General features: G+C 67.7%; 15 protein-coding genes. 10 read left to right on the top strand and 5 right to left on the bottom strand.

Annotated features, from left to right (window positions below; translation table 11 throughout):
- Positions 1–223: 223 nt before the first annotated feature.
- From BGN95_RS21295 to BGN95_RS21280, 4 genes are all read left to right on the top strand, one after another.
- Positions 224–820, top strand: a complete 597-nt coding sequence (locus BGN95_RS21295; RefSeq protein ID WP_179512307.1) for a malonic semialdehyde reductase — start codon at positions 224–226, stop codon at positions 818–820.
- On the top strand, positions 807–1,436 hold the full coding sequence (gene tsaB, locus BGN95_RS21290) for a tRNA (adenosine(37)-N6)-threonylcarbamoyltransferase complex dimerization subunit type 1 TsaB (RefSeq protein WP_286773967.1): 630 nt from the start codon (positions 807–809) through the stop codon (positions 1,434–1,436). Before BGN95_RS21295 ends, tsaB begins: the two co-directional genes overlap by 14 nt.
- Positions 1,433–1,906, top strand: coding sequence for a ribosomal protein S18-alanine N-acetyltransferase (gene rimI, locus BGN95_RS21285; protein ID WP_286773930.1), 474 nt, complete (start codon positions 1,433–1,435; stop codon positions 1,904–1,906). The genes tsaB and rimI overlap by 4 nt, the downstream gene beginning before the upstream one ends.
- Before the next feature lie 61 nt (positions 1,907–1,967).
- A complete protein-coding gene (locus BGN95_RS21280; RefSeq protein ID WP_179512309.1) occupies positions 1,968–2,531 on the top strand; it encodes a GNAT family N-acetyltransferase in 564 nt (187 codons plus the stop codon).
- A 7-nt stretch (positions 2,532–2,538) separates the two neighbouring features.
- On the opposite strand, the gene BGN95_RS21275 is transcribed toward BGN95_RS21280, so the two are convergent.
- Together BGN95_RS21275 and BGN95_RS21270 are read right to left on the bottom strand one after the other, a co-directional pair.
- Positions 2,539–3,165 (bottom strand): trimeric intracellular cation channel family protein, encoded by a 627-nt coding sequence (locus tag BGN95_RS21275; RefSeq protein WP_179512310.1) that lies wholly within the window; start codon positions 3,163–3,165, stop codon positions 2,539–2,541.
- 151 nt (positions 3,166–3,316) lie between these two features.
- Positions 3,317–3,658: a hypothetical protein gene (locus BGN95_RS21270; RefSeq protein WP_286773929.1), complete on the bottom strand. Its 342-nt coding sequence runs from the start codon at positions 3,656–3,658 to the stop codon at positions 3,317–3,319.
- A 973-nt stretch (positions 3,659–4,631) separates the two neighbouring features.
- Here BGN95_RS21270 and BGN95_RS21265 point away from each other — a divergent pair.
- From BGN95_RS21265 to phhA, 3 genes are all read left to right on the top strand, one after another.
- Positions 4,632–4,904 carry a glycine zipper 2TM domain-containing protein gene (locus BGN95_RS21265; RefSeq protein ID WP_432423351.1) on the top strand — a complete coding sequence of 91 codons (273 nt, stop codon included), beginning with the start codon at positions 4,632–4,634 and terminating at the stop codon, positions 4,902–4,904.
- Between the two features lie 95 nt (positions 4,905–4,999).
- The gene (locus BGN95_RS21260; protein ID WP_286773928.1) at positions 5,000–5,428 is read left to right on the top strand and encodes an OsmC family protein; all 429 of its coding nucleotides are present in this window, start codon (positions 5,000–5,002) and stop codon (positions 5,426–5,428) included.
- Between the two features lie 65 nt (positions 5,429–5,493).
- The gene (gene phhA / locus BGN95_RS21255) at positions 5,494–6,357 is read left to right on the top strand and encodes a phenylalanine 4-monooxygenase (protein ID WP_179512324.1); all 864 of its coding nucleotides are present in this window, start codon (positions 5,494–5,496) and stop codon (positions 6,355–6,357) included.
- A gap of 102 nt (positions 6,358–6,459) precedes the next feature.
- Here phhA and BGN95_RS21250 read toward each other — a convergent pair whose 3' ends face one another.
- Positions 6,460–7,419: a 50S ribosomal protein L11 methyltransferase gene (locus BGN95_RS21250; protein ID WP_286773927.1), complete on the bottom strand. Its 960-nt coding sequence runs from the start codon at positions 7,417–7,419 to the stop codon at positions 6,460–6,462.
- Between the two features lie 44 nt (positions 7,420–7,463).
- A complete protein-coding gene (locus tag BGN95_RS21245; protein ID WP_265269539.1) occupies positions 7,464–8,813 on the bottom strand; it encodes a methyl-accepting chemotaxis protein in 1,350 nt (449 codons plus the stop codon).
- A gap of 163 nt (positions 8,814–8,976) precedes the next feature.
- Here BGN95_RS21245 and sdhC point away from each other — a divergent pair, with 163 nt between their 5' ends.
- Genes sdhC through sdhA form a run of 3 tightly spaced genes read left to right on the top strand, consistent with a single transcriptional unit; the run spans position 8,977 to position 11,590 of the window.
- The gene (gene sdhC / locus BGN95_RS21240) at positions 8,977–9,405 is read left to right on the top strand and encodes a succinate dehydrogenase, cytochrome b556 subunit (protein ID WP_265269540.1); all 429 of its coding nucleotides are present in this window, start codon (positions 8,977–8,979) and stop codon (positions 9,403–9,405) included.
- On the top strand, positions 9,405–9,788 hold the full coding sequence (gene sdhD, locus BGN95_RS21235) for a succinate dehydrogenase, hydrophobic membrane anchor protein (protein ID WP_265269541.1): 384 nt from the start codon (positions 9,405–9,407) through the stop codon (positions 9,786–9,788). The genes sdhC and sdhD overlap by 1 nt, the downstream gene beginning before the upstream one ends.
- Positions 9,788–11,590 (top strand): succinate dehydrogenase flavoprotein subunit, encoded by a 1,803-nt coding sequence (gene sdhA, locus BGN95_RS21230; protein ID WP_179512328.1) that lies wholly within the window; start codon positions 9,788–9,790, stop codon positions 11,588–11,590. Before sdhD ends, sdhA begins: the two co-directional genes overlap by 1 nt.
- 40 nt (positions 11,591–11,630) lie before the next feature.
- On the opposite strand, the gene BGN95_RS21225 is transcribed toward sdhA, so the two are convergent.
- Positions 11,631–12,149, bottom strand: a 519-nt coding sequence (locus tag BGN95_RS21225; protein WP_286773926.1) for a TonB-dependent receptor domain-containing protein, incomplete at its 5' end; no start/stop codon positions are given.

Raw genomic sequence — 12,149 nt, 5'->3', positions numbered from 1 at the left:
CGCATAGCCGATGCCGTTGAACTCGATCGCCACCGGCCGCTCGACCGCGACCGCGCGCGCGATCGCGTCCGGCGGTTCGCCATCGGCGTGGATGCGGCGGAACGGGATATCGATCGCCGGGGGCGTGTGATCGTGCATGTGCCTCTTTATCACGAACGGAAACCTTGCGTCGCCGTAACAGCCTATCGACGCGCGCATCGACGCGACGCTATAGCCCCGCGGCATGACGACCAAGCCCCTCGACGACGCTGCGCTCGACCAGCTGTTCCGCACCGCCCGCACCTATAATGGCTACACCGACCAGCCGGTCAGCGAAGCCGAGCTCCGTGCGATCTGGGATCTGATGAAGATGGGGCCGACCTCGGCCAACCAGATGCCCGCGCGGCTGGTGTGGTGCGTCAGCGACGAGGCCAAGGCCAAGCTCGCCGCCGCCGCGTCGGAGGGCAACCGCCCCAAGATCCTCGCCGCCCCGGTCAGCGTCGTGATCGGCATGGACACCGATTTCCACGAGCATCTCCCCGAATTGTTCCCGCATGCCGATGCGCGCTCGTGGTTCGTCGGCAATGAGGCGCTGCGCAACGAAAGCGCGTTCCGCAATTCGTCGCTGCAGGGCGGCTATTTCATCCTCGCCGCGCGTGCGCTCGGGCTCGATACCGGGCCGATGTCGGGGTTCGACGCCAAGCAGGTCGAGGCGGCGTTCTTCGCCGACCAGCCGACCGTGCGCGCCAATTTCATCTCGACGCTCGGCCACGGCGATCCGGCGACGATCTTCGCGCGCTCGCCCCGCCCGGCGTTCGAGAAGTTCAATCGTCTCGCCTGATCGCCCCCGCACGCTCGTCATCGACACCGCGACCGCTGCCTGCTCGGTCGCGCTGATCGAGGGCGGCCGCGTGATCGATTCGCGCCACGCCGTGGTCGGACGCGGGCACGCCGAGCGGTTGGTGCCGATGATCGCCGAACTGGTCGACGGCGGCCGCGCGCCGCATATCCTGGTCGACGTCGGGCCAGGGAGCTTCACCGGCATCCGCGTCGGCATCGCCGCTGCGCGCGGGCTGGCGCTCGGCTGGGGCGCGCGGGTCGACGGCTATAGCTCAACCTCGCTCATCGCCGCCGCCGCAATCGCGGGGGGCATCGCCGCGCCGCTTGCGGTGGTACTGGAAGGGGGGCACGGTGAGCTGTTCATGCAGCCGTTCATCGCCCCCCTCGCCCCCGATGGCCCGCTCGTCTCGCTGCCCCCTGCCGAGGCGCTCGCCGCGCTCGGCGCGCGCGCCGCGGTAGGCAGCGGAGTGCGCTGGCTCGCCGCGCTCGACGCGACGCTGACGCTCCACGACGCGCTCCCCGATGCGAAGGCCGCGATCCTGCTGCCCGATGCGCTCGCCACCCTCCCCGCGCGCCCGCTCTACGGCCGCGCGCCCGACGCCAAGCTGCCGGCATGAGCACCTCGCTGCGCATGATTGATCTCGTCGCCGGCAGCGCCGCCGATATCGCCGCGGTCGAGACGGTGATGACCGAGGCGTTCGATCCGCGCTTCGGCGAGGCGTGGACCCGCAGCCAGTGCATCGGGATCATGGGGATGCCGGGGGTGTGGCTGACGCTGGCGCGGGTCGACGGCGAGGTCGCCGCCTTCGCGCTCTCGCGCGCGATCCTCGACGAAGCCGAACTGCTGTTGATCGCGGTCCGCCCCGCGTTTCGCCGGCGGGGGATCGGCGCGGCGCTGCTGCGCGGTGTGATCGCCGACGCGCGCGCGCGCAACGTGACCCAACTCCATCTCGAGGTACGCGCGGGCAACGAAGCGGTCGCGCTTTATACCGCGCACGGCTTCGCCAAGGTCGGCGAGCGGCGCGCTTATTATCGCGGGCGCACCGGGCAGAGCTTCGACGCGCACAGCTACGCGGTCACGCTGTAAGAGGTTGCCCCCTGCCGCCCGGCCCGATAGCTCGGGGCGGAAGCAGCAAGGGAAACAACCGTTGATCGCCATCCGGCCCGCCCGCCCCGAAGACGCCGCCGCCATCGCCGCCATCTACGCGCCCTATGTCCTTTCCGGCACCGTCTCGTTCGAGACCGACGCGCCCGACGCGCGCGCGATGCGGGCGCGGATGAGCGCCTCCGACGGGCTCTACCCGTGGCTGGTCGCGACCTCCGGCGAAGGCGGGGACGCGCCGGTGGTGGCTTATGCCTATGCCGGACGCTTCCGCGATCGCCCGGCCTATCGCTATGTCGTCGAAAGCTCGATCTATGTCGCCGGCGCGGTGCGCGGCAACGGCGTCGGGCGGCTGCTCTACGAAGCGCTGATCGATACGCTGCGCGCACAGGGTTTCACCCAGGCGATCGGCGTCATCTCGCTACCCAACGACGGATCGATCTCGCTGCACGAAGCGGTCGGCTTCCGCCGCGCCGGGGTCTATCGCGAGATCGGCTATAAACAGGGCCGGTGGATCGACGTCGGCTTCTGGCAGTGCGAGTTGAACGACAGCGTCGTCCCCCCGGTCGAGCCCAAGCGCTTCGCCGATATCGGGGTGGTGCGGGACTGAGAGAGGCTCAGCGCCGGCGGCGATAGGCGGGGAGCGCGAGCCGCCAGCGGATTGCCGCCGCACGCAACGCGAAACCCGCCAGCGCGGCCAGCGTTGCCGCCTCGACCGTCGGCACCCCGAGCAAGGTCAGCGCCACATAAAGCGCCGAAGCGAGCGCGGCGGCGGTGACATAGATTTCCGGCCGGATGATGATCGACGGCTCGCCCGCCAGCACATCGCGGATCACCCCGCCGACGCATGCCGACACAACGCCCATCAGCGCGGCGGGCAGCGGGGGCACGCCGAAGCGCAGTGCCTTCGCCGTGCCGTAGACCGCATAGGCCGCCAGCCCGACCGCGTCGAACCAGTCGAGCGCCTCCCCGCGCCACCAGCGCTCAGGCGTCACCCAGATGACGAAGGCGACCGACAGACATACCCCGGCGGCGCGGCTGTCCTGCACCCAGAACACCGGCGCGCCGATCAGGAGATCGCGCATCGTGCCGCCGCCGACCCCGGTGATCAGCGCGAAGAAGGCGAGCGTCACCATCGTCTGCCCGCGCCGCGCCGCCGCCAGCGCACCGGAGGCGGCGAACACCGCGAGCCCGGCGAGATCGAACCAGGGCGCAAAGGTGGGGAGGAGCGCGGCGGGCGGCATGCGCCACAGGTAGAGCGGTTTGTGGAGAAAGCGAACTGTTGTTGGGTCTGTAGGATAGCGCGCAGGTGGTGGTGGTGGTGTCGTTTGGCTCCTTCCGCCCCAATGCCTGCCATTCAAACCCGAATCCGTGAACTCCGAAAGTGGACGTTCGCTAGGAAATTTGCGGGATAAGGGCGGCCCTGAATGAGGTTACCGCGTCACGACTTGGCGACCAAATCCAAAGGTAGCTAAGGATAGTCTCGTAATAGACCGAGACTGTCGCCCCATTCCAGGCGGCGTCCGCTTCCACATAATCTTCGTCCCGATAATACGGGGGCAGCGCGAAGCCGGCCTCCGGGTAAGCGGCCGCGAAGCGCTCAATGAGTTTCCGGTGCGGAGCCTCGTCATCGAGCAGGTCACTCCACGCTCTGAAGCCCCAGCCATTCGCGCCGCTGTTTAAGTTCCGGGGCAACGCCGAAACCTCTTCGACTTTGGAGTAAAGCGCCATCAGCATGGACTACTGCCGATCCTGTCTGCTTTCCACCTTTTAGCCAAACTAGCGGGATGACCGCTTCCCACCCAATCCCTGCCACCGCCGCCAACCGCGCCAGCCCGCTCCTCAAAACGCATTCGGGGGACCGGCATTGCTGCCGATCCCCCTGTCGCCGCGCCGCACGCTGCGCGCATCCCGGCAGGAACGCGCTGCGCCGGTTTCGGCGGCTCGCGCCGCACGCGCCTGGGAAGGCAACCCGCGCCGCATGATGGAAGCTGTGGGAAAAAGAAGCCGGCCAGGATGGCCCGCATCCGATCCCTTCGCGCTCCCGCGTCGCGCCCCGCACCGTTAACGGTGTCGGCCGCGCCGCTTTCCGGTCCCTACTCCCCGCATCCTGCCGCAACGGCTCGAATGCTGCTCGCAATGACCGAACCCTGCCGTCCGCCGAAGCGATCGCCGGGCTTCCGGCCGCATCTTTTCGCTCCGGCGGGATCGGTTTTGCCCGAGGGGAAGTGACCGATCTTGCGCCGCCGCGGCTTCGGCGGCCGGCATCCGGCACATCCCGTCAGGGGAATGCGCCGGATGCCTTCGGGCTGCCGCCGGACCTGCGCCCCACCCCCTCGCCGCTCGCACGCCGAGGCTGTGGATAACTTTGTCGCCGGCTACCCCGACCGATCGATCGCGTTGCGGTTTGCGTGAGCCACCAGCATCGCCACCTATCGGGTAACCTTCTGAGACATCGCGGAATTTCTTCCGATCCGCCCTTTCCGGCTACCCCTTGATGCTGTCACCAATCGCGAGTCGCACCAACAATTAAGTGCGCCCCGATGCCTGTGGATAGCGTGGATATCGTGGAAAGCCGCGGATCATGAACAGCCGGTTGCCGGCGGTTCATCGGCCGTGGCTTATGATCCAGACGTTATCATTATATGACATTGAACCACCGGGAGTTTGAATCATGCGCACCCTGATGCTGGCGCTGGGCGCCGCGGCGATGATCGTGCCGACGCTGATCATCACGACGCCGCAGGCCGAGGCGAAGAAGAAGCATTACGACTATCGCGAATGGCGCGGGCGCGACGGGCGCATGCACTGCCGCCGCCCCGACGGGACGACCGGGCTGATCGTCGGCGGTGCGGCGGGCGCGCTGCTCGGCCGCACGATCGACACCCGTGGCGACCGGACGCTCGGCACGCTGGGCGGCGCCGCGGTCGGCGCGCTGGCCGGGCGCGAGATCGAGCGTTCCGGCAAGCGCCGATGCCGCTGATCACGTCCGAATCCTAATTTCATCGGCCGCGGCTCCTTTCGGGGCCGCGCCCGTTGTGCGATGGTCATCACCTCCTACTCGAAAGGAAAAGATCGATGCCCACCCACAGCGGATCGGCGCGTTACGAAGGCTTTGGCAAGGACGGCAAGGGGTTCGTCTCCACCCAGTCAGGGGTGCTGGCGGACAGCCCCTATGGCTTCGCCACGCGCTTCGAGGACGCCCCCGGCACCAACCCCGAGGAGCTGATCGCCGCCGCGCACGCCAGTTGCTTCACGATGGCGCTGAGCTTCGCGCTGGCCCGCGCCGGCTATAACAAGGGCACGCTGGAAACCGAGGCGAAGGTGACGCTCGATCGCGACGGCGACGGCTTTTCGATCACCCGTTCCGCGCTCGATCTGCGCGCCCATGTGCCGGGGATTTCGGGCGAGGATTTCGCGCGGATCGCCAACGAGGCCAAGGCCGGCTGCCCGGTATCGAAGCTGATCAAGGCCGAGATCTCGCTGACCCACAGCCTCGCGGAATAGCCCGCCTGATACGGCGGAGATGATTACATCTGTTACTATCTCCGCCGTCTTGCTATAGTCCCGCCATGGCCGATGCGAACCTTCTGACCCCGCCGCCGGGCGCCGCCGCCGATTGGACCGTGCCGCAGAATTGGGCGCATTATACGCCCGAGGAACATGCGACCTGGGACCGGCTGTTCGCCCGGCAGGCGAAGATGCTCCCCGGCCGCGCCTCCGACGCCTATCTGCGCGGGCTCGACGTGCTCAAGCTGTCGCGCCCCGGCATCCCCGATTTCGAGGAACTGTCCGATCGGCTGATGAAGCTGACCGGGTGGCAGGTGGTCGCGGTGCCCGGGCTGGTGCCCGACGATGTGTTCTTCGACCATATGGCCAACCGCCGCTTCGTCGCGGGCAATTTCATCCGCCGGCCCGATCAGCTCGATTACCTCCAGGAACCCGATGTGTTCCATGACGTGTTCGGACATGTGCCGATGCTCGCGGACCCGGTATTCGCCGATTATCTGGTGGCTTACGGCAAGGGCGGGCAGCGCGCGCTGGGGCTCGACGCGCTCAAATATCTCGGGCGGCTCTACTGGTATACGGTCGAGTTCGGGCTGATCGCCGAGCCCGAGGGGATGCGCATCTATGGCGCGGGGATCGTCTCGAGCTATGCCGAGAGCCGCTTCGCGCTCGACGATGCCTCGCCCAACCGCATCGGCTTCGATCTCGCGCGGGTGATGCGCACCGACTATCGGATCGACGATTTCCAGCAGAATTATTTCGTCATCCCGAGCTTCGACGAATTGCTGCGCGTGACGGTCGAGACCGATTTCGCGCCGCTCTACGCCGAACTCAAGCAGCAGGACGACATTCCGATCGCGACATTGCTGCCGGAGGATATCGTGTTCACGCGCGGCACGCAGCAATATGCGCTCGCCAAGGCGGGCTGAGGCGAGCCCGACCCGTTCGGGCTGAGCTTGTCGAAGCCCTGCACTTTCCTTCCAAGGAAGAAAGACAGCCCTTCGACAAGCTCAGGGCGAACGGGTGGATAGTTACCGCCCGTCGGTCGCCCACCCCTCGCGATCGCCGTCGGTCGCCGCCGGACGCGGCGTCTCCGGCGCGGTGAGGCGCAGGATCGTCCAATCCCCCCGCACATCACGCGCGGCGAGCGTGCAGCCCTGCGCGCGATACGCCTCGATCACCGTCTCGGCCTGATTGGTCAGCAGCCCCGCCAGCACGATCGTCGCATGCGGCGCGGCGATCGCCGCCACCTCGGGCGCCATCGCGACGAGCGGCCCGGCGAGGATATTGGCGATCACCAGATCATAGGGCGCCTGTGCGGCGATCGCGGGCGCGCGCGCACCGTCTGCCACCACCAGCTCGATCGCGGCGACGTGGTTGGTCGCCATATTCTCCGCGGTCACCTCGATCGCGATCGGATCGATATCGGTCGCCATCACCCGCGCTTCGGGCCACAAATGCCGCGCCGCGAAGGCGAGCAGCCCCGTCCCGGTGCCGAGATCGATGACATTGGCGAACCGCCGCCCCGCCAGCCCGTCGATCATCGCCAGGCAGCCCGCGGTGGTGTGATGATGCCCGGTGCCGAACGCCTGCCCGGCGTCGATCAGGAAGGCGCGCTCGCCCTCGCCCGCCGTCGCGGGATGCGCCGAGGTGTGGACGACGAACCGCCCCTCGCGAATCGGCTCGAGCCCGGCCTGGCTCATCGCCACCCAGTCTTCGGCGCTGAGCGCCTCGATCACCGGCGCGACCCCCGCGGCGCTCGGCACCAAGGCGCGCAACGCGGCGAGCATCGCTTGATCGGGCTCTTTTTCGAGATAGGCGTCGAGCCGCCAGCGCTCGACATCGTCTTCCACCTCTTCGGTGGTCATCAGCACCGCATCGATCGCCAGATCGCCCGCGGCGTCGATCGCCTCGGCCTCGGCGCGGGTGCAGGGCAAGGTGACCTTCCAGCTGTCGGGGACCGGAATCGGCTCGGTTGGCGTGCTCGTCATCGCCGCGCCATAGCGGCGACGCGTGCGTCAGGCCATGCCCGCGATCACACCGCCACCTTGCGCGCGAAATCGCCCGCGCTGGTCTTGAGCAGCGCCAGCCGCGCGGAAAGCGAGGCGAAGCCGGTGCCGAACGCATCGATCTCCACCGCCACCGCCTCGGTATCCTCGCGGATCGCGGCGATCGTGCCTGACATCGAATCCGCCGCCAGCGCGGTTTCGTCGACCGCGGCGGTGATCGCGGTGACGGTCTGCGCCTGCGCTTCCATCGCGTGGCGGATGCGTGTCGCCGAATCCTCGACCTCGGCCACTGTCGCGCGGATGCTGGCGTTGGTTTCCACCGTGCTGCGCGTCGCGGACTGGATCGCGGCGATCTTGGCGGCGATATCGTCGGTGGCGCGCGCGGTCTGCCGCGCGAGGCTCTTCACTTCCTGCGCGACCACCGCGAAGCCGCGCCCGGCATCCCCCGCGCGCGCCGCCTCGATCGTCGCATTGAGCGCGAGCAAATTGGTCTGCCCGGCAATGTCGCGAATCAGCCCGAGGATCGATTCGATCGACTGGGCGTGATCGGACAGCAATTGCGACACCCCCACCGCCTCGCCGGCCTGCGCGCTGGCGCGGTTGGCGACATCGGCGGCGACCTCGACCTCGCCGCGCGCCTGCTCGATCGCGTGGATCAGCCCGGCGGCGGTCAGCGCCGCCTCGCGCATCGCGACCGCGGATTGCTCGGCGGCGGCGGCGACTTCGCTCGCCTTGCCGAGTACGCCGCGAGTCGAGGAGGAGGCGCCCGAGGCGAGCTGGCGCAGCGATCCCCATTCGGAAGTGGCATTTTCCACCGTCGCGGCGATGCCGTCGTGGAATTCACTCGCCAGCCGGTCGCGCGCGACCTTCGCGGCATGTTCGAGATAGGCGGAATAAATGGCGACGGTCACCTCGCACTCCATCGCCGAGAGCCGCATCAGCGTATCGATCATCCGCGCGAGTCGCGGATCGTCACGCGACAGCCGGCGCATCAGCACATCGAGCGCCGCGCGATCGCTGGCGCTGATCATCGACAGCAAGGCGGTCTTGGAAACATCGCCTGCGAAGGCACTCGCCACCGAGCGTTCGATCGCCTCGATCCACTCCCACCCGCTGGTATCGAGAAAACGGTTGCGCAGGAAGGTGACGCCGACCTCGATGCGGTTGTCGAGCGTCCGCCACGCGGTCTCATTGGCGAAGCAGCGCTGCCACTGATCCCAATAAGCCGCCGAAACCTCGCGAATCTCGGGCTCGATCACCTCCCACACCTCGGCGCTGGCGGCGATCAGCGTGCCGTCGACGTCGAACACCCTGAGGCGGCTGGCGATATCGATCGTGGCGGCGATCGATCCGGGGGCAGGCAAATCGGTATGCAAGTGGGCGCTCCATCCTTCGCGTCGGCCGATGCGTTAACAACCATTGGTTAAACGAGGGTTAGATAGAGCGAACGCGTAGCAATCGACCTGCGCACGCTTGCATCGCCGCGCTTCGCGTCTCATAGACCGCGCCGAACCGTCGGCTCATCGCAGGAACTTGCCCTTGGCCTCGAAACCCGCGCGTCCGCGCAGCCCGCATCTCTTCAGCGGCCCGCTCCAGATTCATTATCGCTGGAGCCCGGCCATGCTGGCCTCGATTCTCCACCGCGTCACCGGCGACGGCATGGCGACCGTCGGCGCCGCCCTGTTCGTCTGGTGGCTCGCCGCGCTCGCCGCCGGCAAACAGGCCTATGCCGTGTTCGTCGACGTCTTCACTTATACGGACGGCCGGCTCAACGCGATCGGCTGGGTGGTCGGCGTCGGCCTCACCTTATCGCTGTTCCAGCATATGATGAGCGGCATCCGCCACCTCGTGCTCGATACCGGCGCGGCGTTCGAGCTCAAGGCCAACCGGCTGCTCGCGATCCTCACCTTCGTCGCCTCGACGCTGCTGACGATCGCCTTCTGGCTCGTTCTCACGGGGGTCATCTAATGGGTACGGGAACCGAACTCGGCCGCGTCCGCGGGCTTGGCAGCGCGCATCACGGCCCGCTGCACTGGTGGCACCAGAAGCTGACCGCGGGCAGCAACCTGCTGCTGATGGCGTGGCTGATGATCTCGATCGCGCGCATGCCGAGCCATGATTTCGGCAGCATCCACGCGTGGCTCGCCTCGGCGTGGGTCGCGGTGCCGATGATCCTGCTGGTCGCCTCGGTCTTCTATCACTTCCGCCTCGGGCTGCAGGTGGTGATCGAGGATTATGCCCATGCCGAGAATCGCGTCGTGCTGATCGTCCTTCTCAACCTGTTCGTCGCGGTCACCGCGGGGACCGCGATCTTCTCGATCCTCAAGATCGCTTTCGGAGCTGCCGCCTGATGCCTGCCGCTTATCAGATCATCGATCACAGCTATGACGCGGTCGTCGTCGGCGCCGGCGGCTCGGGCCTCCGCGCGACGATGGGCATCGCCGAGAGCGGGCTCAAGACGGCGTGCATCACCAAGGTGTTCCCGACGCGCAGCCACACCGTCGCGGCGCAGGGCGGGATCGCCGCCAGCCTCGGCAACAATTCGCCCGACCATTGGTCGTGGCACATGTTCGATACCGTCAAGGGCTCCGACTGGCTCGGCGACCAGGACGCGATCGAATATATGGTGCGCGAGGCGCCCGCCGCGGTCTATGAGCTGGAGCACGCCGGCGTGCCGTTCAGCCGCAACGACAATGGCACGATCTACCAGCGCCCGTTCGGCGGCCATATGCAGAATATGGGCGAAGGCCCCCCGGTGCAGCGTACCTGCGCCGCCGCCGACCGTACCGGCCACGCGATGCTCCACGCGCTCTATCAGCAGAGCCTGAAGTATGACGCGGACTTTTACGTCGAATATTTCGCGCTCGATCTGATCATGGAAAACGGCGCGTGCCGCGGCGTGGTCGCCTTGTGCATGGAAACCGGCGCGATCCACCGTTTCCGCGCGCATGCCGTGGTGCTGGCCACCGGCGGCGGCGGGCGCGTCTATCAGTCGGCGACCTCGGCGCACACCTGCACCGGTGACGGCAACGGCATGGCGCTGCGCGCCGGGCTCGCGCTGCAGGATATGGAATTCGTCCAGTTCCACCCGACCGGCATCTATGGCGCGGGGGTGCTGATCACCGAGGGTGCGCGCGGCGAAGGCGGCTATCTCACCAACAGCGAGGGCGAGCGCTTCATGGAGCGCTATGCGCCCAGCGCCAAGGATCTCGCGAGCCGCGACGTGGTGGCGCGCTCGATGGCGATGGAAATGCGCGAGGGCCGCGGCGTCGGGCCGGACGGGGAATATATCTACCTGCACCTCGACCATATCGATCCCAAGGTGCTGCACGAGCGGCTGCCCGGGATCACCGAGACGGGCAAGATCTTCGCCGGCGTCGATCTCACCCGCCAGCCGCTCCCGGTCACCCCGACCGTCCACTATAATATGGGCGGCATCCCGACCAATTATCACGGCGAGGTCGTCCAGCTGCGCGACGGCGATCCCGACGCGGTCGTCCCCGGCTTGTTCGCGGTCGGCGAGGCGGCGTGCGTCTCGGTCCACGGCGCCAACCGGCTCGGCTCCAACTCGCTGATCGACCTCGTGGTGTTCGGCCGCGCCACCGGGCTGCGGCTCAAGGACACGCTGAAGCCCAACACCCCGCACAATCCGCTGCCCAAGGGCTCGGAAGAGCAGTCGCTGGCGCGGCTCGATCACTTCCGCAACGCCAAGGGCGGGTCGCCGACCGCGCAGATCCGCAGCGAGATGCAGCGCACGATGCAGCGGCATTGCGCGGTGTTCCGCGATTCGGCGCTGCTGGCGGAGGGCGTCCAGAAGATCGACGCGATCAACAAGGGGATGGCCGATATCGGCATCACCGATCGCTCGCTGATCTGGAACACCGATCTGGTCGAGACGCTCGAGCTCGACAATCTGATCGGCCAGGCGGTCGTGACGATGAAGGGCGCGGACAACCGCAAGGAAAGCCGCGGCGCGCATATGCACGAGGATTTCCCCGAGCGCGACGACGCCAATTGGATGAAGCACACCATCGCCACCTTCGACGGCTGGGGCGGCAAGGGCGGCGCGACCACGATCGATTACCGCCCGGTGCACGATTACACGCTCACCGACGACGTCGATTACATCAAGCCGAAGAAGCGCGTTTACTGATATCCGGCCCGCGCGGGGGCGCCCCCGCGCGGCGCCTCCCCTACCGCTCCACCTTGATCCCCAGCGTGACGGTCGCGGGGCGCAGCGGGGTGCGCTGGTCGCGGTTGGCCAGCGTGAAGGGATTGCCGAACGCGAAGCGATTGCCGCGGCTGTCGGTGATATTGTCCGCCGCCAGCCACAGGGTCAGGTCGCGCCGGGTCCATTCGGCCCGCGCCGAGACGACCGCATAGCGCCCCTGCTCGATATCGAGATAATGGCCGGTGCCGAGCACCGAGCGGCCGATATAGTCGATCGCGCCGGCCAGCCGCATCGCCCCGCCGAACGCGCTCCAGCCGTAATTGGCCCCGGCATGCGCGCTGAACGGCGGCGTATTGGGCAATCGCCGGTTGTCGGTCGGCGAGGTCGAGGCGAGCGGCCCATCGACGTTGTTGACGGTATAGAGCGCCGATAGATCGAACCGCAGCGGCGCCACCGGCACCCAGTTCGCGCTGACCTCCGCGGTCAGGATGTTCGCATTGCCGATATTGGCGGTATAGGGCTGGCCGCGACGGTCGATCAG

It is taken from the genome of Sphingomonas sp. 66-10 (assembly GCF_001897045.1).
In the GTDB taxonomy this organism is placed as follows: Bacteria; Pseudomonadota; Alphaproteobacteria; order Sphingomonadales; family Sphingomonadaceae; genus Sphingomonas; species Sphingomonas lycopersici.
Note: the sequence above shows the minus strand (reverse complement) of the source record. Positions and strands in the feature narration are given on the sequence as shown.

Bases quoted from the DNA above. Each gene is read 5' to 3' on its own strand.
- BGN95_RS21295 (WP_179512307.1), top strand. From the start codon at position 224: ATGACGACCAAGCCCCTCGACGACGCTGCGCTCGACCAGCTGTTCCGC.
- rimI (WP_286773930.1), top strand. From the start codon at position 1,433: ATGAGCACCTCGCTGCGCATGATTGATCTCGTCGCCGGCAGCGCCGCC.
- BGN95_RS21275 (WP_179512310.1), bottom strand. From the start codon at position 3,165: ATGCCGCCCGCCGCGCTCCTCCCCACCTTTGCGCCCTGGTTCGATCTC.
- BGN95_RS21270 (WP_286773929.1), bottom strand. From the start codon at position 3,658: ATGCTGATGGCGCTTTACTCCAAAGTCGAAGAGGTTTCGGCGTTGCCC.
- BGN95_RS21265 (WP_432423351.1), top strand. From the start codon at position 4,632: ATGATCGTGCCGACGCTGATCATCACGACGCCGCAGGCCGAGGCGAAG.
- BGN95_RS21260 (WP_286773928.1), top strand. From the start codon at position 5,000: ATGCCCACCCACAGCGGATCGGCGCGTTACGAAGGCTTTGGCAAGGAC.
- phhA (WP_179512324.1), top strand. From the start codon at position 5,494: ATGGCCGATGCGAACCTTCTGACCCCGCCGCCGGGCGCCGCCGCCGAT.
- BGN95_RS21250 (WP_286773927.1), bottom strand. From the start codon at position 7,419: ATGACGAGCACGCCAACCGAGCCGATTCCGGTCCCCGACAGCTGGAAG.
- sdhD (WP_265269541.1), top strand. From the start codon at position 9,405: ATGGGTACGGGAACCGAACTCGGCCGCGTCCGCGGGCTTGGCAGCGCG.
- sdhA (WP_179512328.1), top strand. From the start codon at position 9,788: ATGCCTGCCGCTTATCAGATCATCGATCACAGCTATGACGCGGTCGTC.